The sequence below is a fragment of the Pseudomonas sp. G166 genome (genome assembly GCF_037027455.2).
Lineage (GTDB): Bacteria > Pseudomonadota > Gammaproteobacteria > Pseudomonadales > Pseudomonadaceae > Aquipseudomonas.
This window is the reverse complement of record NZ_CP146985.1, coordinates 848,260-868,917: the sequence shown is the minus strand read 5'-3', so window position 1 is coordinate 868,917 and position 20,658 is coordinate 848,260. Positions and strand designations below refer to the sequence as shown.

The following is a 20,658-nucleotide window of genomic DNA, read 5'->3' as shown; positions in this document are numbered from 1 at the left end:
GGCTGCCAAGACTGGGTTGCGCCATTGCGACTCAGCTATCGTTTTCACCCTTTGTGGCGAGGGAGCTTCAACTGAATGAGGTCCTACCGATGAACCGATACATGCCTATCACCGGCGTCGACTGCGTCCCCGCTACCCTGCTGATCGACACCGAAGCCCCGCTTGATGTCCTCTTCGAAACCGCTGACTACCGCATCCGCACGGTGACCCAACTGCTGGAAAACATCGCGTTCCGCTCGGAGATCAGTTCCGACACGCTGGTGCTTTCCGACTTCTGCAAAATGCTGACGATCGCGCTGCGCGATGGGTGTGATGTGATGGATGTGATTGGCAGGCGGTTGCGGTCGCAGGCGGCGGAGTAATTGAAAACGGGCGACGATAAGGTCGCCCGTTTCACGCTCCAATAGCGGCCCTTGTCGACAGCCCCCTGCCAATTCGCTCGCATCGCCCCAGCCAATGGTTCTCTCGGTATACTTGGCCCGCTTCACAAGCCCAAATATCCAACCCATTCAGTTCATGGATCGAATGAAAACATATCTCGCTCTTCCGTTAGCAATGACCCTCGCCTTTGTAATGACCGGCTGTGGCAGCCGTCAGGCAAGCGTTGAGCCCTCCTCCAAGCCTGTTATCCCACTGGCATCTGATCAGCATCATGCAAGCCTTACCTTCCGCACCCTCGGCGGCGCAGGCGATCATCCGGTCAGCTATTCCCTGGGGCCTGCCAACGCGAGTGAGTACGCCATGTCTTCCGCTGGCGAACCTGTCTACGATGCAAACTACTTCAAACGCATCCCGGGTTACCTGAAGAAAATGGCAGGTGGCACGGACAGTATCGATAAGTTGGTAGAGGCCGAAAAACCTCTGAAAGTGAATGCGGCGGTGAAGAGGCAGATAGCTACCCTCAATGGCATTCCCATGCATTCCTTATTCGGCTACGCCATAACGCCGCAGCCTGCCCCACAGGTATTCACACCTGAACCGCAAAAAAACTACCTCATTGAAACGGTGATCGCGGACAACTACATCATGAAGGTTTATGAGATATCCGCGACGGGTGAACGTAAAGAGGTGAGTGTTACTGTTGGCGCCGGTTGAAAAGCAACTTAGAGGAAAGGGCATATAGAACAAACGAAGACAGGTCATATTTTATCAAAGAAGCAATGCTACTTACTTAGAAACCTGACCTACCCCAAAAAATATTAAAAAGGGGACACCCATTAGCCGGTCTCAAGTCAAGTCTAATGGGTGTCCCCTTTTCCGTCATTGGACCGCCTGCCCAGCTGATCCAGAAGGCGTAGTTGTGACGGCCGGCTCTACAACTTTCGCAGAACGCCCTGTCTCGGTATCGCGAATTTCGTAATACCACCATTTCATCGAAGAAATGCCATAAAGCCCATAGGTACGGCCACCGACCAAATCCACGGTCATTTCAATTGGACGTGAGTATTCGGTTCCAATAGCGTATTTAACGGAAAGCTTATGCCTTCCTGCTCCGAGTCGATACTCGGTTTGGCGGGCTAGCCAATATAGCGATGTATCGTCATCGATCTTGTCTATCGATAAATGCTTGTCGAACTGCCGAATGGTCGCGACCTCGGTCCAGGGTTTTCCTTCGGCGCTTTTATGCTCGTAATGGATGCATCCTGTCAGAGTGAAGCAGAGCAAAATCATCGCTATAAAGCGTAAAACAACATCGTGTTGCATCAATGGCCCTCCAAGGCACGTTTTATCTAGAAAAACTATTACAACCCCAGAAAACAACCTCCATTCCTCTAGGCCTTACAATAGTCTGCCCCGCTTACAGATATCTCGATTAAAGAAGGGGGCAAGAACAGGAACCAGTTTTACTTACATGCTTAGAAAAACAGAATATTAGTCCCGCTTACGTCTCAAAAAGACCCCCTCTTTAATCTCTCCGACATTTACCCCTCTACACTCTCCACACAAATTCCGTATGCGCTTTTCATATAATGACAATATTCGCCCCCTGCGCGAATTAAAACACCTTGCTCCCACCAATATCTCCCTTCAAGTACAGATACGCCTGACTGCAATAAACACTTAAATTTCTCGTCAAGGCAGAATACCTCCGAAAAAAGAGGTCCCAACTCATCAGCATTGGAAATCCTTGGATCGTTCAGCAATTCCTCTATTAACCCCCTTACCCGAAGCTCATTTTTATATTCAGAATAGTCCCAACTATATCCCTCCTGACACTCCTCAATAAAAAACTGCCACTTCTGAACCAAAGACATCAAGGTTTCATTACCAAAATCAAGCTTGTTCAAAACTGCTGAGCAAAGCTCAAAAATATTTTCATTTTTCACAACTGTTCCTTGAAATATTTTAGCCGTGCGGCGGCGTCGTCATCAGGCCTAAAGAAAGTATTAATCTTTCCATTTCGCATGACACCAAAATATCCAGTTGAGGCTCAAATCTAAAGCAAAAAAGGGGACAGTTTTATTTACTTAGGAAGCAGAACATCAGCCCGCTTACGCTTAAAAATAAATCTGTCCCCTTTTTCCATGGGGGATCCCCTCCCCCTTTTGCTGCCCTCTTGTCGCTTGTAAATCCACAGAGCTTTTTAATGCAACAACACCCTTATCAGCTCCGACGAGCCAACAGTTATGAACCCCCGTTCACCGTCATCAAACTCACCCACCTTTTTAAACAGTAAACCTTGTTTTTCAGATAGTAAATAATGAAAACTCAAATCTTCCTCTACATCCCCCGACCACCCCTTATCAAGAGCAACTTGAACATTAAAACCCTTAGGGAGCGCGATCACATATGAGCAACGCTCTGCCTCAAGCACATTGGCGACGGTTCCAATAGACATTTTCGACAGGCGTAATGCACCAAAGAACTTAATTTTCCCTTCCTCCTCGACAATGTACTCTTGCGAATTACTGCCGCCTACAATCTCATACCCCCTAGACTTCAATGCCCCCCACAACTTTCGATGGCGGACAATCCGTGTATCTGGCTGCCATGCCGAACTACCTATAAAAAGCCACAAATCGTAATCAGGAAGTTTTTTTTCAATCAGCTCATACAAATAATTTAACACTGAGGATACGAGTTCGCATGATGCCCCCGCAGTCAAGAAACTTGCCACCGAGAGCACCTCGCCTTCCCGCTTTCTAGCACAGCGAATATTAAAAACCTCATTATTTACTAATAAATCAGGTGCGCTTTCAACTTTAATGTCAGTAGTCATAATGATTTCCGATTTCATCATTAAAGTGGGAGCCTCGATTTTGGGGATTTCCAACACCAAAATCATGTCCTCCCGCATCATCTCGGATCCTTACCGTTTTGGTACCGCCACCTGACGCAGGAACCTCGAACTCATAAATTGTTCCCGGCTGGGAGTTACCTCGCTTATCGACATTCGGTAAAACCCTGCTTGGTTGCTGGCTGGTGGGAATACCTGATTGACGCTTAGCCTCATTAAATGCACCGCTTCGCCCCGCTCCTATAGGAGCCATATTTTCAGGAGCCGTGCCCTTTGCTTTATCCCCTACAACCCCAACCTTAACCCCGGTTGTACCACCCTTACCCCCAGCCGTCGACGCGAACAAGTCCCGATCAGGATTCAATCCCTCCGACGCAAGCTCCGCCAGTAATGCAGCGCCATTGCCATTTTCGGTGCGCGTCGTCTCGACGATGCCGGTATTGATGGCCCGTTCGTTACTTCGAGTAATCTCCCAAAGTGTCGCCGAGCGGGTGAACCCGGAGCTTCTGCCGTCATGCAGCAATTTCTCGTTGGCCGGAATCTCATCTGCCAGTTGCTTGGTGACCTGCGCACAGCTCGCCGGGCTCTGCTGGCAATACCGTCCGAACTCTTTGTTCCGAGCCGTATCGAGGTTGTTGTAGTAGTCCCTGACGGATTGGCAATCCGCTGGGGAGGCGCAGGTGTTGAGCTTCTGTTCTCTTTCGACCAGCTCGGCATGGAACAGGTAGTTGAACGTCGTTGCTTTCTCGGCGATCTTCGAGCCTGTATTCAGGTCGCCATCGACTGCGGCCGCCGCCAGTAACCCCGTAAGCTGCGACAGCATCAGTTGCAGTTGTTCGTTTCCATCCGCAACTTTGGCCATGCCGGGAATCAGCGCTTCGTTCAAACCGGCGGCGACCGCGCCGGTCTTGAAGTCGCTGCCCGTCAGCTCAGCCAGCAGGCCACCCATGATCGCGTGGGCAACAATTTTCTGTGGGCCGCCATCCGGGAACTTGATGGTATCGCCCACCCAGTTGAAGCCGGTCGCCATCGCCACATTGCCGGCCTCTCCCAGCAGGGCAGCATTGAAGTTGCTGCCCAAGCTGCCACCACCGATAGCGGTGGAGATACTGCTGGAGATCACCGCTCGCCCAGTGGTGCGGATTGCCGTGTCAGTCGCGTTACTCCAACGGAAGATATCCTTGGAGGAATTACTGGCGCTCGATGCCGAACCCGCTGAACCCGCCGACGGCTCGACACCTTGAGTGGTAGTACTGGCGCTGTCGGCACTGGTAAACCATTCTTTGTCCGCGTATTCGAATGCATAGGCGGTAAAACCGGCAATCGCCGCACTTTTCAGGCTATCGGCGCTGACTGTTTCCTTCAACGCACGTCCCAGGTTGCCTTTGTTCTCAATGGTGCTGGTGACCGCCGTGGTGCTCAGGCTGGTGGCGACCGCAAGATTGGTGCCCGACAGCCCGAAACCTGCCGGCCCCATGATGAACGACATCAAAATCGCGATGGCGATCTTGGCCCCGGCTCCCAGACCGGAGTTCTCATACTTGAAGCTGTCGTGGATTTCCTTCACCTGGCGCCAGTCAATGTCGCCACGCGCCTGAGCCTCTTTCATCCAGGCCAGGTCCGGTTCAGCCTTCACCATTGCATCGATGGTCTGGCTGACGCTCTGCTGATCGACTTGTTTGACATCGATGCGCAGCCCATCGACGGCCTTGATCACCAACTTTCCTTGGGCAACCAGAGCGCTCTGGCGCAAGGTTTCGTCGGTTCGCCCCTCGCCTTTCATCTTGTACCAGGCCAGGTCGCTTTTGCTCTTGGTATGGCTCTCGTCGTGGAAGTCCTTGACCCCTTCGAAGGTGATGCGTCCACCGCTGTCGATGATCAGGTCGTTGCCGCTTTGCAGCTTCGCCACTTGATAGGTCTGATCGCCACCGCTGACCAACATCAGGTCGCCCCCGGTGTTGATCTCGCTTCCGATATGGGTGAGCTGCGTCACCTCATCGCGCCGCGCGGCTTTACTGCCCCAGCTGCCCTTTTTCTTCATGTCATACAGCGAGTAATCACGATTCTGCTCAGCCAGCAGACTTAGCTGCTTACCCGCCACCAGATACGCCTCGTTACCCGCCGCAATCTTGCTCGCGACCATCAACAGATCATTGCGCGCAGCAACCCTTACATCCCCCCCGGCATCGAGGGTGGTCGCCTGCTGCGAGACATGGTCTTCTTCCTTGTTGATCTTCTTGCCACTGCGCTTGTAGCGGTACTCGCTCGAGTTCTCGTTCGCCGCCGAGATCAGGGCGACATCGTTACCGCTCAGGTTGATATCGCCTTTGGCTTGGAGATGGCTGGCGACTACGGTCAGGTTGTTGCCGGCGGTGACGTTCAGGTTGCCGCCCGCCTTGACTTCACTGGCGTGCTGAACAGTCTGGCTCTGCTCCCAGAAGTGGCGTTTGTCCTGACGCATCGAGCCGCTTTCTTCGCGAGCCGCGGAGATGACGACGTCTTTGCCCGCACTCAAGTCCGCGTTGTTGCCCGCAGTGATCGCGCCGCCCACGTTGAGCAAATCGCCCGCTGCACGCATGGTGAGGTTGTTACCGGCCTCGATGCGCGCGGCATTGTCGACAACGGAGGTTTTCGAACTGAAGCCCTTGCCGCTGTTCTCGAGGGTGGTGATGGTCCGGTCGTTGCGGATATCGCCAGTCAAAGTCGACAGGTCGACGTCCTTGCCCTTGAGGATGCCGCCTTGCATGTTGACCAGGTCTTTGCCCGCGACCAACTTGAGCCGCTCGCCAGCCTCGGCCAGGCGCGTGTTGATCAGGTTGTTCCCGGCTGCCGCCGAGAGGTTCTCGCTGGCACGCAGCGTCCCGGCGTTCTTCAGGTCGGTGCCCGCAATCAGGGTGAGGTTTTTGCCCTGGATCAACGCGCCATCGGCCATCAGCCGGTTGTTGGCCTGTGCCAGGTAAAGCACCGGCACCAGGACATGTTGGCCATTGACGACCTGGTCTTCCATCCAGACGATGTCGTGGGTCAGCGCGGCGACTTGTTGCGAAGTCAGGGTCACGCCAAGGGCCAGGTTCAGTTGTTCCTTGCTGGCGATGGCATTGTTCATCAGGTACTTGAACATGCCTTCGTCGCTGGTCTGTCCGGCAATGAAACGCTGCCCAGTGCGGGCCAGCACCGCCTGTTGGATCAGGCGTTGTTCGTACAAACCATCGCCCAGGCGCTTCCAGCTGGTATCGGGGTCATAACCCAGGTTATCCAGCAAGTAGTCCGAGCTCATGAACTTCCTGAGGTCGGTCAGCGCGGGGTTGGTTTCAATCAGGTATTTGGGGCCGGTGATGACCCGGCTGGCGTCCGAGCCCTGGACAGTGGCCCGACTCTGGTCGTGGCTGTCTTGCGCTGCGGCCGCGCTGTCGACGACACGGAACAAGCCATTCTCGCCAGTCGGCAAGGTGAACCCGGGCATGGTGGTCGGGTTGACTTGTTGTTGGGCCAGGTCCGGCGGCAACTGCGGGTTGAGCACCACGACCGCTGGCTGCGCGGAGTTGGCCACATCGGTGGCCGCTGACCGGGTTGCGCCTGCCAGCGGTGCCTGGAACTTCACGACAGTGTTGTTCTCCAGGCGCTGCGTAGCCTGGATGCTGATGTTACCGCCCGATTGAACGACCGCCGGAGCCAGCGATTCCCCTGGCGTCACAATCGTGATGTCACCCACCTGACGGAAGTTGTTGAGCGCATCGACGGGCACTTGTTTCGGATTGGCCTGGGCGTTGTAGGGGACAATGAACCTGGCGCGGAAACGCTCGTCGGTGCCGTCGGTGACCCTGCCGGTGTTCCAGGTCCGCGTCCTGACGCTGGTACCGGAAGCGGCGCCAACGTTGGCGAAGTTGTCCGCTGTGATCAACAGGTCGGCGGCCGAGGCCATCACGCTGTATTGGTTGGTCACCGCAGAGCCATCAACGGTCAGCTTCGCCCCACTCATCAGAGTGGCGCTGGCAGAATCTTCAAGCACTGTGCTTTGGTAGGTTTCCCTGGCCACATAGTCGACGTTGTGATGATCGCCGCCGCAGTCATAGCATGTGACGCTGATGGAGCCCGACACCAGCTCATCGACGGTGGAGAAGACGTCCTTGCGATTGATCAGGGTGTCGCTGCGCAGCGACATGTCCTTTGCCGACTCAAGGGTGCCGGAGATGTTCTCCAGCAACACGCTGCGAGCGACGCCATCGCGTGCCGCGACATTCAGTGCCCCCAGGCTATAGACGTCCGCACGATAGTTGGTGAAGCGATTGAAACGCAGGGCCATGTCCGCGCCGCTGAAGATCAGGCCGCGATCGTTACGGGCTTCGTTGGCAACCAGTTCGACGGTGTCGGCTCCACCCAGCGTGCCCGTATTGACCAGGCTCGTGGCGGCCAGGGAGAACTTGCCGCCGCCAGTGATCCGTCCGGCATTATTCAGCGCACCGAGACTGGTGATGGTGGTCATGCCACCGCCAGCCAGGCGTGAGCCGCTGGAGAGATCGAGGCTCGCGGCGCTTAGATCGAATTGATCGACACTGCTGAGGCGGCTGTTTTCGGTGCCAACGTAAGCGCCGGTCAGCTTCAGATCAAAATCAACGTCGCTGCTGATGGTGCCCGCGTTGTTCCAGGTACCGCCCGTGGCCGAGAGGCTTTGCACCGCGACCAACTTGCCGCTACTGGTCTGATTGAGCTGGCCCACCTTCAGGTTCAGGACATTGGCTTGGATATCCGAGCTGTTGTCCCAACGCGCCGCGTCGACGGTCAGGGTGCCAGAGGTCATCAGGCTGCCGCCGATGTTGCTGAACCTGGCGAGGTCCACACCTAAAGTGCCGGTGCCCACATGACGAACATTGCCGCCAGCATTCTTGAAGTCGGCCATCTGCAGGGACAGGTCCTGGGTGGCTGCTTCAACGATGCCACCCTGGTTGTCCAGCAGTTGATCAACCGTTAGCGTCGCGGTCCCCAGCTTGCCCACCGAGCGCAACTTACCGCCCTGGTTATCAACCGACGCAGCACGGATCAGCAGGCCATTGGAGCCTTCCACCAGACCACGCTGGTTGATCAGCGCCCCGGTCAAACCGAAATCAATGGCGTTTGCCGCTGCGCGTCCGTCGCTGTTGTCCAGATTCTGAGCGCGTACAGTCAAGACCTGTTTGGCGAGCACTGCACCGTTGCGGTTCTCAAGCGTGGCGGTGGTGATATCCACGTCATCGGACAAAGCCGAAACCTGCCCGCCATTGTTGAGCACCGCTTGTTTCGCATCGAGATCGACGGACTGTGCCTGGATCAACCCATCTGCGTCGGCCGAGGTGAGCGACTCGCCGTTATCCAACACCGTGTCCAGCGTGGCTTTCAGCCAACCGCCGACACTGGCAAGGACACCGCCACGGTTATCGAGACTGCTCGCCTCGATATCCACGTTCCCAGCCTGGGTGATGGCGCTGCCATTCTGGTTGAGGAAATCCCCGGTGATATCGACCTTCAGATCACCTTGGCTGAGCAGGCTGCCTTTGGTGTTATCGAGACCGCCGCCACTGATCGTCAGCCCCTGCTCAGTGCTGATGATCGCCTCGCCGTTATTGAGCAGTTGCTGGTAAGCGGTCAGGCTCATCGCCTTGACCGAGGCGATATAGCCGTCGGCGCTGTTGTTGATGTGGTCTGCGGTCAGGGTCAGTTTCCCCTGGCTGACCAACTTGCCGTCCTGCTGGTTGAAGCTTTTCAGCGTGACAACGAGATCACCCTGGCTGGTGATTTGTCCTCCGCTATTTTCAGCATTGCCGCCACCAAGGGTCAGTGCGGCGTCGGACGCAATTTTGCCGCCGCTGTTATCCAGGGTTTTCGCTTCGAGCGTCAGGAGATTGTTGCTGCTGATAACGCCTGCGCTGTTCTTTAGCGTCCCGGCGACCAGGGTCTGCTCGCCGTCACTGGCGATGATCCCTTTATCACGGTTATCCAACGCGCCAGTGACCTGTGCCTGAATGCCGCCTTGGCTGACCAGCGTGCCGGCGCGGTTATCGATGTCCTTACTGTCCAGCGTCAGGGTCTTGCCAGCGGAAAAAGTGCCGCCGCGATTGTCGAGGGTCTGCGTGGCCGTGGCTTTCAAGTCGCGACTGGCGATGACGCTCTGCCCGCGGTTGTCGATATTCGCCGCGGTCAGCACGACATCGCCAATCTGGTTGCGGGTGTTATCGACGTTGACGCCCGCTTCGATGATGCCGAGGTTGTTGAGCTGGCCGTCGGTGGTCAGCGTGACCTTCTCGCGCGCCGCGATGGCGCGCTGGTTTCTGAGAGCGCCCTTGGTCGTCGCTTGGACATGGCTGCCGGCATAGATCGTCCCTTTGGCTTCCAGGCTTTGAGCCTTGATATCGACGGCACCCGCCGCCGTGGTTTGCGCCATGCTCAAATGCCCATTGGCATCAAGCTGAATATCCCCCCCACTGGCGACCATCTTGCCGTCCAGCTTCACCCCAACCCCAGCTTCAGTCCCCACCAGCTTGATCGCGCCGGCGTACATGCCACCCAACGCCGAAGAATCGATAGCCAGTTCCGGCTTGGCGCTGCCGTCGTCGACGCGGGCGGTGGCATTCAGGGTGCCAGCGTTAACGTCGTTGCGCCCGGCGACGATGGTCAGGTTCTTGGCCTGAATCTCGGCGTTGATCTTGGCGCTGCGGGTGATGATTTCGAAGCGGTCGACGTTGTTGGCGTTAAGGCCCGCGCCCTCAATGGTGACGCTGCCTTGATCCACTTGATAGCGGTTCACCTGGCCGTTTTCGATGATCGGCTTACCCGTGGTCAGGGTCGCCTTCGGGGTGTTGATGAACCCGCAGCCATTGCAGGTGATGCCATAAGGGTTGGCGACGATGACATGGGCCGACTGCCCCGCCACTTCGGTGTAGCCGCGCAGCTGGCTCGGGTTGCCGCCGTTGACTTCGTTGAGGATGACCCTGGCGGCCGTGCCCTTGAGGTTCGGGTTGCCAAGGATGATCCCGCCCAGTTGTGTGGATTGGGCGGGGTTGGTGGCGTTGTTGAGGATCACGCCGTTGCTGCCGACGTTGTAGTCCTTGAACTGGTTGTGGGACAGACCGTTGCCGTTGGGCTTGGCGATGTTGACCACCGGTACGCCATTGCCGGCCTTACCGAGACTGGTGCCCGGCGCGCTGACCACGATCCCGTCCGCCTGGGCCCACAGCGGTTGCCAGAACATGACGTTGGCCAGCAGGAATGCCAGGCCGCGCTTGGGCATGCCCCAGAAGGCGTCGCGGGTTTTCAGGGCAGCAGAAGGCTGGCGGGCCAGGAAGGCGTATTGGCGGTCGTCCATGATCAGGTCTCGTTACAGCAAAAATTAGATAGATACATCCACGCGGAAGTAGATCGGCGCTTCGCGCTCGGTCAGGGCATCCGGACGTTCCAGGGAGTGGGCGAAGGTCACGCTGGCGCTCAGGTGCTCGCCGCGGGCGAACAACTCCAGCGAGTTGCTCGACATGCGCCCGTGCTCGTCGCCGTTGTAGCGATTGCCACGAATCACGCCCTGGTCATAACCGAGGCTGGTGCCGTACTCGGCGAACACTGGGCGCAGCCACTCCAGTGTCACCGGGCGGCTCCAGCGCAGGTCGTTGCGCCAGTAGCCGCCGCTGTCGCCAGACAGCGTCTGGTCTTTGTAGCCGCGAATCGACGACAGGCCGCCCAGGCTCATGCGCTGCGGGGCGAACAACGCATCCTCGCTGCGCTGGCCGGTCATCAGGCTGCTGAAGCTGAAGGACTCGCCGCCCAGCATGAAGGGCTGCAAGTAGCTGAGGGTGGCGGTGTATTTGCGATAGCGCGCATCCGGTAGCCCAGGCCCCGGGTCGTGATCGCCCTGAGCATCCAGGGCTCCGATACCCTCTTGCATGCCCAGATCAAGGTTGACGAAGGCATTGCCGACTCGCCGCCCATGGTTGATGCCGAACTGCGCCTCGCTGATGCGATTGCTGCTCTCAGCGAGTTTGCTGTCTTCGATGAAGTTGTTGGTGCGCAGGTACGCAAGGCCGGTATTGAGCGAGGTCTTGCTCACGGCGTCGCGATGGATCACCCGTTCCAGGCGCACCTGATGGTTCTGGCTGTCGCCGCTCTGCTTGAAATTGAAGCCGTTGGCCTGGCCCAGGGCGCGGTACTCGCTCTGGCTGTAGGTGTAGCTCAGGTTCCACCAACCAAAGGGCAGGTTGTAATAGAGCATGGCGTTGCGCGAGGTTTTCTGGTGATCGCTGACGGCATCGTGGCCGCCGCGCAAGGCCAGTTGATCGGCCAGGCCCAGGGGGCTGTCCCAGTCCAGGGAAGCGCCCCATTGCTGCTCGCCGGTACTCTTCTGGCCATCATTATGCCGCGACAGGCCGGCGCGCCAAGGTTTCTGCGGGGTGTTCTTGACCAGCACTTCACTGCCGCCGATGTTCTGCCCGGGGGTCAGCTCCATCGTCGCCTGGTTCGATGGCAAACGATTGAGCTGATCGACCATCTGCTCGATCTCCCGCAGGTTGACCAGGTCGCCGGTCTTGCCGGGAAAGGCCATCGCCAACTCGCGGTCCGACAACTTGCTGCCCTCGGCGCCCTTGAGCCCCTCCAGCCGCCCCTCGACCACCAGCACTTGCAAGTGACCGCTGGACAGATCCTGCTGCGGCAGATAAGCGCGGCTGGTGATCAGGCCTTTTTCCAGGTAGTGGTCGGTGATGACCTTGAGCAGCTGGTTAAGCTGTGGCACGCCCAGGCACTGGTTGACGTAGGGCTTGAGCAGCCGCTCGCGCTCACTGGCCGAAAGGCTGTCGGCGCCCTTGAGTTCGATGGTCTTGATCGGGAAGCAGCGGGTATCGACAGGCGCTGTCGGCTGAGTCGGCTTAGCTTCCTTGCCGGGCAGGTCCTTGAGTTCTTCCAGGCGTCGACGCTGCTCTTCGAGCAAGCGATTCTGGCGCTCGCGGATCAGGTCTGTATCGCCAGGGGTGGGTGCAGCGTAAGCGAGCGTTAGCGGAGAAAGGCACAGCAGAGCCAGGCATAACCTCGCCCAATGGGCGGGTAAGAACATGTTCGATCCCTCGATACAGATATGACAGCAAGCTCGTAAGCGGACGAAGAGCCGAATGCCGGCTTACCCCTACGAAACACTCACATTGCTGATGCGTAAAACCACGCGCATACCAGACCTTGCATATCGCTTTCGGTTCAAGAGAGCGGAATTTTCCTTTCAAAAAAAGAGACGCGTCTCACAGGACGCGTCGAAAAAAACAACAAAAACGACGGCTCGGATTGCGCAGACGGCCTACAAACACTCATCCAGGAAACTCACCACAGTTCCCATGCAAGCCATCCGCTCCTCGATATGGGGCATATGGCTGGAGTGCTCGAACAACGCCCAGCGAATGTCGGGAACATGATCCACATAGGGTTTGACCACCAACGGCGTCGCTTCATCGTATCGGCCTGAAATCAACAGGGTTGGCACCCTGACGCGAGACAAACGATCGGTGATGGACCAGTCCTTCATGCTGCCGATGACATGGAACTCGGTGGGGCCATTCATGGCGTGATAAACGGTAGGATCGGCATCGATCTGGGCAAAGGTACGGGCGACTTCGTCGGGCCAGGGCGTGACACGGCAGACATGACGGTCGTAGAAAACCCGAGCGGCCTCAAAGTACTCGGTAGACGTCAAGGTTCCAGCCCGCTCGTGCTTGAGCAGTGTTTGCTGCACCTCAATGGGTAGAAGCTGGCGCAAGCGATTGACTTCAAGGAGCCAGGTGGACATGTCCGCCGGGGAGTTGGCGATGATCAGCGCGCGCAAGCCCGCAGGCTGGAGCACCGCGTGTTCGCTGGCCAGCATGCCGCCCCAGGATTGCCCCAAAAGTGCGTAATTGTCGCGAATGCCCAGATGATCCAGCAGGTTCCCCAACTCATCGAGAAAGAGCGCCACGTTCCAGAACGAGGGGTCTTTTTCCGGAAGATGGGTGGAACGCCCATTACCCAGTTGGTCGTAATGAATCACCGGATAGCCACTGTTGGCAATATCCTTGAAAGCATCGACATAATCGTGTGTACAGCCCGGGCCGCCATGCAGGATCAGCAGCGGCGTACGGCCACTGCTGAAATCGCCAGTGATGCGATACCAGGTCTGATACGGACCAAAAGGTGCAAAGCCTTCGTGTGTTACGGGAAGATCCATTTCGTGCCGCCCCCTAGAAATCCTGCGGCACACGATACCGGGGACTGGCCGGCGGAATAACTAGAGAAACAGATAGGTTTTTGCCCGACTTCAGCTATCGAGCAACCGATAATGCACTGCCCTGACCACGGCCTGGACCCGATTCCTGGCGCCGAGCTTGTGCATTGCAGAAGTCAGGTGGAGGGTGATGGTGGCCAAGGAGCGATTGAGTTGCCTGGCAATGTCCGCCGCCGTCAACCCCTCAGCGGCTAATCTCAAGCACTCACGCTCGCGTTTGGTCAGGCGAACCGGGCATGTGCGGGCTTCCTTGACGAGCAGCGGAAAAGCCGCCTCTTGCAGGGCATGGGAAATCAGGCTGAAGTCGCCCAGCGTCTGCCGGACATCCTGCAGGGTGCTGCCCTTCGTATCGGCGCGCAGCCCGGTCAATGTCGCAAAGCCGCCCTTGGGCAAATGCATCGGCACCGTCACGCCACAGGTCATGCGCGAATCCTGCAGATAGCTCACGACCGGTGCATGACTCTGGCCGATGAACGGCTGCAGCACCGTGTCGGCCTCCGGTCGATAGGACCAGACAAAAGGAGAAATGGCATTGATTGCCAGATGCTGGACGGGGTCGATCTGGTAATAACCTTCTTCACACCAGAGCGAGTGCCAATCACGGGGGGTATTGCGCAACTTCAGCACAGTCGGGGTGATCAGTGCCCCATCATGATCCAGCGGCACCGGACTGTAGTCGTACACCAAGGCTTCAAAGCCTAACGCCTGGGCCATCCCCAGGGCGTTATCCATCTGCTCGTCCAGGCTCCTGCCAGACAAAAGACGGGTATTGAAGTCAGACAGCTTGGCCTGCATCCATTCAGCTCCCTTATTAATTTCAATCCTGAAATCGTGCAAGTAGAATGCCACGCCTGAGCGAGGGAATGCCAGATCAAACCTATAAGAATTGCTAGCTTATGGGCACGTAGCTTCCTCGGTAAGGTTTAGCCAAAGAGCGGCACCTGGGCAGGAGAGCAATGATGTGGCGTGAGATCGAGCCGGACCAGCGATACGACCTGGAAGTCGACGGTCATCATCTGGTGGCCTATGGCTTTGGCGACGGCGACGAGGTGCTGTTGTGCCTCAATGGCGGCCCGGGATTGCCTTGCGATTATCTGCGTGACAGCCACGGCTGGCTCAAGGAAAAGGGCTTGCGGGTCATCGCTTTCGATCAGTTGGGTACCGGTGCCTCGGCCAGGCCTACTGACGAATCCCTGTGGGACATCACCCGTTATGTGGCGGAGGTAGAGACCGTCCGCCAAGCCCTCGACCTGGGCAAAGTGCACCTGCTAGGGCACTCCTGGGGTGGCTGGCTGGCGATCGAGTACGCCATTCATCATCCCCAATCGCTGAAAACCCTGATCCTGGAAAATACCGCCGGCGATATCCCTCACCTGTCCCGGGAGCTCGAGCGTCTACGGGCGGCCCTGGGCAGTGAGACCGTCGCGATGATGCAGCGCCATGAAGCCTTGGGCACCCTGGATCATCCGCAATACCAGGCGGCCATCACCCTGCTCAACTATCGCCATGTCTGCCGTCTGGACGAGTGGCCAGCACCGGTGACACGTTCCCTGGGCGACTGGAACATGGGGCCCTACATGACCATGCAAGGCCCCAACGAATTTCTCTATACCGGCAATCTCAAGGACTGGAATCGCATCGAGCAGATGGCCGGCTTCGAAATGCCCGTGCTGATCACCACCGGTCAACATGATGAACTGACGCCAGCCTGCGCAATGCGCATGAAAATGGCGCTCAAGGATGTACAACTGAATGTGTTCCCCAACAGCAGCCACATGCCCTTCTACGAAGAGCCCCAAGCCTATTTTCCAGTCCTGCTGGATTTTCTGCACCGCCATCGGAACTAACCCATGAACCTGGCGCGCTACCGTTTCATACTGTCGCGCCCGCTACAGCTATTGCCGGTGCTGTTTGGCATCAGCATGATCACCTTTGTGCTTGTGCGCTCAATTCCCGGGGATCCCGCCCGGGCACTGCTGGGCTCGCGCAGCACACCGGAGGCGCTGATCAGGATTCGTGCCCAGTACGGTCTCGACCAGCCGCTGTGGATGCAGTACTTCTACTTTCTCAAGAACCTGCTCAAAGGCGATCTCGGCCAATCGCTGCTCTACAAAGTCGATGCCTTGAAGTTGATCAGTACCCGCATTGAGCCAACCCTGTTCCTGGTGCTCGGCAGCGTACTGCTGGCGCTGCTGATTGCCGTGCCGCTGGCAACGGTGGCGGCGCGCAACAAGGGCGGCTGGCAGGATCACCTGATTCGTCTGTTCACCACGGCAGGGCTCGGCATGCCGGCGTTTTGGCTAGGCATCATGTTGATCCTGCTGCTCAGCGTGCAGTTGGGGCTGTTCCCGGTCTCAGGCTATGGACGTACAGGGTGGGACAAACTGCATCACATGATTTTGCCGTGCCTGACCATTGCCTTGGCACTCTCCGCCGTTCTGGTGCGCAATCTGCGCGCCAGCATGCTCATGGAGCTACAAGCCGATCATGCCACCGCCGCACGGGCCCGGGGCCTGTCCGAGCGGGCGATATTTCATCGGCATGTGCTGCCCAACTCCCTGGTGCCGGCGGTCAACCTGCTGGCGGTGAACATCGGCTGGTTGATCAGCGGCACGGTGGTCATCGAAAGTCTGTTTGCCATTCCCGGCATCGGCCAATTGCTGGTACGCGGCATCTTTACCCGTGACTACATGGTGGTCCAGGGCGTGGCCATGGTGCTGGCCCTCGCCACCGTCACGGTCAATTTTCTCGCCGATGTGCTGACCGTGATGATTGATCCGCGGGTGAACATGCGATGAGCGGCCAGACCCTCAGTCCCGCCTGGCGTCTTGCGCTGCGTTTCGGCTTGCGCAACGGTCGCCCGGCCACCGTGCTGGGTCTGGCGATTCTGTTTGGCTGGCTGTTGCTCGCTCTCTTGGCCCCCTGGGTCGCGCCCTTCGATCCGATTGCCCAGAACACCGATATCCGCCTGCTGGGGCCGAGCCTGACCCATCCTTTCGGCACGGATAATTTCGGTCGCGACGTTCTTTCCCGAGTGATCTGGGGCGCGCGCATCGACTTGCAGATTTCCGTGATCGGGGTGATTTTCCCGTTCTTGATCGGCACTTGCGTCGGCGCCTTGGCCGGCTATATCGGTGGCCGGTTCGACACGATCTGCATGCGCCTGATCGATATTATTCTGGCCTTCCCCTTCCTGGTGCTGATGTTGGCAATCATGGCCATCCTCGGCCCCGGCCTGAGCAGTTTTTATATTGCGATGGCTTTGGTGGGTTGGGTGTCCTATGCACGGCTGATCCGCTCGCAGATTCTGGTGCTCAAGGAAAGCGATTTCGCCTTGGCAGCAAAAAGCCTGGGCTTCGGTCATGGACGCATTCTGTTTCGGCACCTGTTGCCCAATGCCATGTTCGGTTCGATCGTGTTCTCCATGTCCGACGCGGTGCTGGTACTGCTCAATGGGGCGGCGGTCAGCTACCTCGGCCTGGGGGTTCAGCCCCCCACCGCCGAGTGGGGCACGATGGTCGCCGAGGGCCAGAGTTTTATCACCAACGCCTGGTGGATCTGCACCTTCCCGGGACTGGCGATCGTCACCCTGGCCATGGGCTTCAGTCTGCTGGCCGACGGTGTCGCCGAGCACCTCGGAGAGCGTCCATGAGTACACCGGTGTTGCACGTCGAGGACCTCAGCGTAATCGCCGGCCACGGTGAGGGCGAAGTCACGCTGGTGGATCGTGTGTCATTTGACCTGGCCGAAGGCGAAATCCTCGGTCTGGTGGGTGAAAGCGGCTCAGGCAAGACGATGGCCTGCCGGGCCTTGATGCGCTTGCTACCCTCTTCAAACCTCCGGGTCCAGGGCAAGGCCGTACGCCTTGCCGGTGAGGACCTGCTGTCGCTGGATGAAGCCGGCATGCGGGGCATACGAGGTCGGCGGCTGGGGATGATTTTTCAGAATCCCGGCAGTCATCTTGACCCGTTGATGCGTATCGGCGAACAGATCGGCGAGGGCATACGCCTGCATCAGGGGGCGTCCAAACGTGAAGCTCGGGCGAAGGCCATTGATGTGTTACGCCAGGTGGGCATTCCCGATCCGCTACGGCGGGTCGACAGTTATCCCCATGAGTTTTCCGGTGGCATGCGTCAACGCGCCATGATCGCCGTGGCATTAGGTTGCAACCCTCAGGTGCTGATCGCCGATGAGCCGACCACAGCCCTGGATGTCACGGTACAGGCACAGATCCTGCGCCTGCTCCTGGATTTGCGCGACCAACGTGGCCTGTCAATCATCATGATCACCCACGACCTGGGGGTCGTCGCCCAGACCTGTGACTCGATCGCGGTGATGTACGCCGGTCGGCTCTGCGAGCACGGCACCAAGCTTGATCTGCTGGCTCATCCCCGACATCCCTATACGGCGGCCCTGATCGACTGCCAACCGGCTACCAGCACCGGCCATGCCATGCTCAAAACCATCGCCGGCCAGCCGCCTCTGCTGGATGCGCTGCCCACCGGTTGCCGCTTCAATCCACGCTGCCTTCAGCAGGGCAGCCAGTGCACGCGGCTGTTGCCACAGATGCAAGTCACGACCGAGACACACCGAATCGCCTGCCATTACCCGCTGCCTGAGGGGGCCTCGTCATGACCCTGTTGCAAGTGAAGGATCTACAGGTGCGCTTCGCCGCCCCTGGCAGTGGTCCGTTCGGGATCAACAGGCAATGGGTGAAAGCCGTCAACGGTGTATCGCTGAGTCTGGCCACCGGGGAAGTGCTTGGGTTGGTGGGTGAGTCGGGCAGCGGCAAGAGTACCCTGGGTCGGGCCATCTTGCGCCTCACTGACGTCAGCGCCGGACAAATCCTGTTCGATGGCGTGGATATGGCTCAAGGCAAGCGGATCGACATCGAGCGATTGCGCCACGAAACCGCGATGATTTTCCAGGATCCTTATACCGCCCTCAATCCGCGATTGAGCATTGGCGACACCCTGGCTGAAGTGCTGCGAGTGCGATGTGCGATCCCTGCATCGCTGATTCGCCATCGGGTCGATGAATTGCTGACCCTGGTCGGCCTGCGGCCGGAGCTGGCCAACCGCAAACCGGGTTCGTTGAGTGGCGGTCAATGCCAACGTGTGGGAATCGCTCGGGCACTGGCCATCGAGCCACGGTTGATCATCGCCGATGAATGCGTGGCCGCGCTGGACGTTTCCATCCAGGGACAGATCATCAACCTGCTGCTGGAGCTGCGGCAGCGCATGAACCTGGCGATTCTGTTCATTGCCCATGACCTGGCGATCGTTCGGCGGCTATGTGATCGGGTCGCCGTGATGTACCTCGGCGAGATCGTCGAGCAAGGGCCCACGGAGGCCGTGTTCAGCAGCCCGCGGCATCCCTATACCGTCGCGCTGATCCAGTCCATTCCACACATCGACCCGACTCGATCGTTGCTGAGCGCCCCCCTGCCTGGCGAGCCCCCCAGCCCCCTGAACCTTCCATCCGGCTGCGCTTTTCACCCGCGCTGCCGGTATGCACAACCCATCTGCGCAAAAACGCCGCCCCCCATCCATGACATCAATGGACATCGTTATAGCTGTGTGCTCGGAGAGCCATTGCTCTAAAAAAACATTCATCAATAGGGAGTTTGACCATGCGATCGAAACATTTGAAGTTGCTGACCGCCGCGACGTTGACCGTTTGTACCCTGGCGGCCGGTGTCGCCCAGGCTGCGGGCGTGCTGACCATCGGTTGCCGTGAAGAAAGTACGACGTTCGACCCGATCAAAAGCGCGCAGAACCGTGATAACTGGGTGTTCTCCAATGTTTACGACGTATTGGTGCGCGTCGACAACACCGGCACCAAGCTGGTACCGGGGCTGGCCGAAAGCTGGCACGTTTCCGACGATGGCCTGACTTATACCTTCAAACTACGCTCGGCCAAGTTCTCCGACGGCTCACCGATTACCGCCAGCGATGCAGCGTTCAGTCTGTTGCGCATTCGCGACAACAAAGGGTCGCTGTGGAGCGACTCCTACAAGATTATCGACAAGGCCCAAGCAACCGACCCGCAGACACTGGTGGTGACACTCACGGGCCCTTCAGTACCCTTCCTCGCGCAGCTGGCATTGCCCAACGTCTCCATCCTGTCGCAAAAGGCCATGGAAAAAATGGGTGAGGAAGCCTACGCCCAGGACCCCGTTGCCTCTGGCGCCTTTATCGTCAAGGAGTGGCTACGCGGTGATCGCGTGATGCTGGAGAAAAACCCCAACTTCTGGCAGGCCGACAAGGTGAGCCTGGATGGCGTGGAATGGATCTCCATCCCGGATGACAATACGCGGATGCTGAAGGTACAGGCCGGTGAACTGGATTCGGCGATCTTCGTGCCCTTCTCGCGCGTCGAAACCCTGAAGAAAGATCCCAACCTGGTCGTGCACATGGATCCCTCCACCCGCGAGGACCATCTGCTGATCAACCATGAGCACGGACTGCTGGGCAAGCCTGAAGTACGTCAGGCCCTGGACCTTGCGATCAACAAAAAATCCCTGGTCGATACCGTGACCTTCGGCCATGGCCAAGTGGCTTATTCCTACATCCCTAAAGGCGCGCTTTATCACAATGCCGATAATCTGCAGCGCCCGTACGACCCGGAAAAAGCCAGGAAAATGCTGGCGGATGCAGGCGCCTCAGGCCTGAAGCTCAATTATGTGGTCAATGCGGGCAATGAAGCCGACGAGCAGATCGCTGTGCTGGTCCAGCAACAGCTCGCAGCGGTCGGCGTGACAGCCACGTTACAGAAAGTCGACCCGACCCAGAGTTGGCAAATGCTGATCGACGGCGATTACGATCTGTCCGTGATGTACTGGACCAACGACATCCTCGACCCGGACCAGAAGACCACCTTCGTGCTGGGGCATGACACCAACATGAATTACATGACCCGCTACAAGAACGACAAGGTCAAGGATCTGGTCGCGGCCGCGCGGGTAGAAGTGGACCCGACCAAGCGCAAGCAGATGTATACCGACCTTCAGGCGATCGCCAAGCAGGACGTCAACTGGATCGATCTCTACTACAGCCCGTACATCAATATTTCGCGCAAGAACATCGAGCACTTCCAGCAAAACCCACTGGGGCGTTTCTCTCTTGAGGAAACGGTGAAGCGCTAGCGAGCAGTGGCTTTC

At 58.0% G+C, this 20,658-nt stretch carries 15 protein-coding genes; 8 read left to right on the top strand and 7 right to left on the bottom strand.

Annotated features, from left to right (window positions below; all coding sequences use genetic code 11):
* Positions 1-89 precede the first annotated feature (89 nt).
* Positions 90-362 (top strand): hypothetical protein, encoded by a 273-nt coding sequence (locus tag SGN16_RS03735; protein ID WP_122569099.1) that lies wholly within the window; start codon positions 90-92, stop codon positions 360-362.
* Positions 363-525: 163 nt separating this feature from the next.
* On the top strand, positions 526-1,095 hold the full coding sequence (locus tag SGN16_RS03730) for a hypothetical protein (RefSeq protein WP_335945383.1): 570 nt from the start codon (positions 526-528) through the stop codon (positions 1,093-1,095).
* A 165-nt stretch (positions 1,096-1,260) separates the two neighbouring features.
* On the opposite strand, the gene SGN16_RS03725 is transcribed toward SGN16_RS03730, so the two are convergent.
* The 7 genes from SGN16_RS03725 to SGN16_RS03695 form a co-directional block, all read right to left on the bottom strand.
* Positions 1,261-1,704 carry a hypothetical protein gene (locus SGN16_RS03725; RefSeq protein WP_335945382.1) on the bottom strand — a complete coding sequence of 148 codons (444 nt, stop codon included), beginning with the start codon at positions 1,702-1,704 and terminating at the stop codon, positions 1,261-1,263.
* A gap of 218 nt (positions 1,705-1,922) precedes the next feature.
* Positions 1,923-2,327 carry a hypothetical protein gene (locus SGN16_RS03720; RefSeq protein ID WP_335945381.1) on the bottom strand — a complete coding sequence of 135 codons (405 nt, stop codon included), beginning with the start codon at positions 2,325-2,327 and terminating at the stop codon, positions 1,923-1,925.
* 257 nt (positions 2,328-2,584) lie between these two features.
* Positions 2,585-3,220 carry a hypothetical protein gene (locus SGN16_RS03715; RefSeq protein WP_335945380.1) on the bottom strand — a complete coding sequence of 212 codons (636 nt, stop codon included), beginning with the start codon at positions 3,218-3,220 and terminating at the stop codon, positions 2,585-2,587.
* Complete coding sequence (locus SGN16_RS03710) at positions 3,210-10,574, bottom strand: DUF637 domain-containing protein (RefSeq protein WP_335945379.1); 7,365 nt, start codon at positions 10,572-10,574, stop codon at positions 3,210-3,212. Before SGN16_RS03710 ends, SGN16_RS03715 begins: the two co-directional genes overlap by 11 nt.
* 24 nt (positions 10,575-10,598) lie before the next feature.
* Positions 10,599-12,305 (bottom strand): ShlB/FhaC/HecB family hemolysin secretion/activation protein, encoded by a 1,707-nt coding sequence (locus SGN16_RS03705; RefSeq protein ID WP_335945378.1) that lies wholly within the window; start codon positions 12,303-12,305, stop codon positions 10,599-10,601.
* Positions 12,306-12,539: 234 nt separating this feature from the next.
* Positions 12,540-13,439 carry a proline iminopeptidase-family hydrolase gene (locus SGN16_RS03700; protein WP_210642745.1) on the bottom strand — a complete coding sequence of 300 codons (900 nt, stop codon included), beginning with the start codon at positions 13,437-13,439 and terminating at the stop codon, positions 12,540-12,542.
* Positions 13,440-13,529: 90 nt separating this feature from the next.
* On the bottom strand, positions 13,530-14,291 hold the full coding sequence (locus SGN16_RS03695; RefSeq protein WP_135843586.1) for a LuxR family transcriptional regulator: 762 nt from the start codon (positions 14,289-14,291) through the stop codon (positions 13,530-13,532).
* 164 nt (positions 14,292-14,455) lie between these two features.
* On the opposite strand from SGN16_RS03695, the gene SGN16_RS03690 reads away from it, so the two are divergent.
* From SGN16_RS03690 to SGN16_RS03665, 6 genes are read left to right on the top strand one after another with little or no spacing between them, the layout of a single operon-like run.
* Positions 14,456-15,343 (top strand): proline iminopeptidase-family hydrolase, encoded by an 888-nt coding sequence (locus SGN16_RS03690; protein ID WP_335945377.1) that lies wholly within the window; start codon positions 14,456-14,458, stop codon positions 15,341-15,343.
* A gap of 3 nt (positions 15,344-15,346) precedes the next feature.
* Positions 15,347-16,294: an ABC transporter permease gene (locus SGN16_RS03685; RefSeq protein ID WP_135843585.1), complete on the top strand. Its 948-nt coding sequence runs from the start codon at positions 15,347-15,349 to the stop codon at positions 16,292-16,294.
* Positions 16,291-17,148 carry an ABC transporter permease gene (locus tag SGN16_RS03680; protein ID WP_335945376.1) on the top strand — a complete coding sequence of 286 codons (858 nt, stop codon included), beginning with the start codon at positions 16,291-16,293 and terminating at the stop codon, positions 17,146-17,148. The genes SGN16_RS03685 and SGN16_RS03680 overlap by 4 nt, the downstream gene beginning before the upstream one ends.
* A complete protein-coding gene (locus tag SGN16_RS03675) occupies positions 17,145-18,131 on the top strand; it encodes an ABC transporter ATP-binding protein (RefSeq protein WP_134922755.1) in 987 nt (328 codons plus the stop codon). Before SGN16_RS03680 ends, SGN16_RS03675 begins: the two co-directional genes overlap by 4 nt.
* Positions 18,128-19,099 (top strand): ABC transporter ATP-binding protein, encoded by a 972-nt coding sequence (locus tag SGN16_RS03670; protein ID WP_335945375.1) that lies wholly within the window; start codon positions 18,128-18,130, stop codon positions 19,097-19,099. Before SGN16_RS03675 ends, SGN16_RS03670 begins: the two co-directional genes overlap by 4 nt.
* A gap of 29 nt (positions 19,100-19,128) precedes the next feature.
* Positions 19,129-20,643 (top strand): ABC transporter substrate-binding protein, encoded by a 1,515-nt coding sequence (locus SGN16_RS03665; RefSeq protein ID WP_335945374.1) that lies wholly within the window; start codon positions 19,129-19,131, stop codon positions 20,641-20,643.
* Positions 20,644-20,658: the final 15 nt, after the last annotated feature.

Excerpts from the sequence above, each read along its gene's own strand:
- SGN16_RS03735 (WP_122569099.1), top strand. The coding sequence starts at position 90 with ATGAACCGATACATGCCTATCACCGGCGTCGACTGCGTCCCCGCTACC.
- SGN16_RS03730 (WP_335945383.1), top strand. The coding sequence starts at position 526 with ATGAAAACATATCTCGCTCTTCCGTTAGCAATGACCCTCGCCTTTGTA.
- SGN16_RS03725 (WP_335945382.1), bottom strand. The coding sequence starts at position 1,704 with ATGCAACACGATGTTGTTTTACGCTTTATAGCGATGATTTTGCTCTGC.
- SGN16_RS03715 (WP_335945380.1), bottom strand. The coding sequence starts at position 3,220 with ATGACTACTGACATTAAAGTTGAAAGCGCACCTGATTTATTAGTAAAT.
- SGN16_RS03710 (WP_335945379.1), bottom strand. The coding sequence starts at position 10,574 with ATGGACGACCGCCAATACGCCTTCCTGGCCCGCCAGCCTTCTGCTGCC.
- SGN16_RS03705 (WP_335945378.1), bottom strand. The coding sequence starts at position 12,305 with ATGTTCTTACCCGCCCATTGGGCGAGGTTATGCCTGGCTCTGCTGTGC.
- SGN16_RS03700 (WP_210642745.1), bottom strand. The coding sequence starts at position 13,439 with ATGGATCTTCCCGTAACACACGAAGGCTTTGCACCTTTTGGTCCGTAT.
- SGN16_RS03695 (WP_135843586.1), bottom strand. The coding sequence starts at position 14,291 with ATGCAGGCCAAGCTGTCTGACTTCAATACCCGTCTTTTGTCTGGCAGG.
- SGN16_RS03690 (WP_335945377.1), top strand. The coding sequence starts at position 14,456 with ATGTGGCGTGAGATCGAGCCGGACCAGCGATACGACCTGGAAGTCGAC.
- SGN16_RS03685 (WP_135843585.1), top strand. The coding sequence starts at position 15,347 with ATGAACCTGGCGCGCTACCGTTTCATACTGTCGCGCCCGCTACAGCTA.
- SGN16_RS03680 (WP_335945376.1), top strand. The coding sequence starts at position 16,291 with ATGAGCGGCCAGACCCTCAGTCCCGCCTGGCGTCTTGCGCTGCGTTTC.
- SGN16_RS03675 (WP_134922755.1), top strand. The coding sequence starts at position 17,145 with ATGAGTACACCGGTGTTGCACGTCGAGGACCTCAGCGTAATCGCCGGC.
- SGN16_RS03670 (WP_335945375.1), top strand. The coding sequence starts at position 18,128 with ATGACCCTGTTGCAAGTGAAGGATCTACAGGTGCGCTTCGCCGCCCCT.
- SGN16_RS03665 (WP_335945374.1), top strand. The coding sequence starts at position 19,129 with ATGCGATCGAAACATTTGAAGTTGCTGACCGCCGCGACGTTGACCGTT.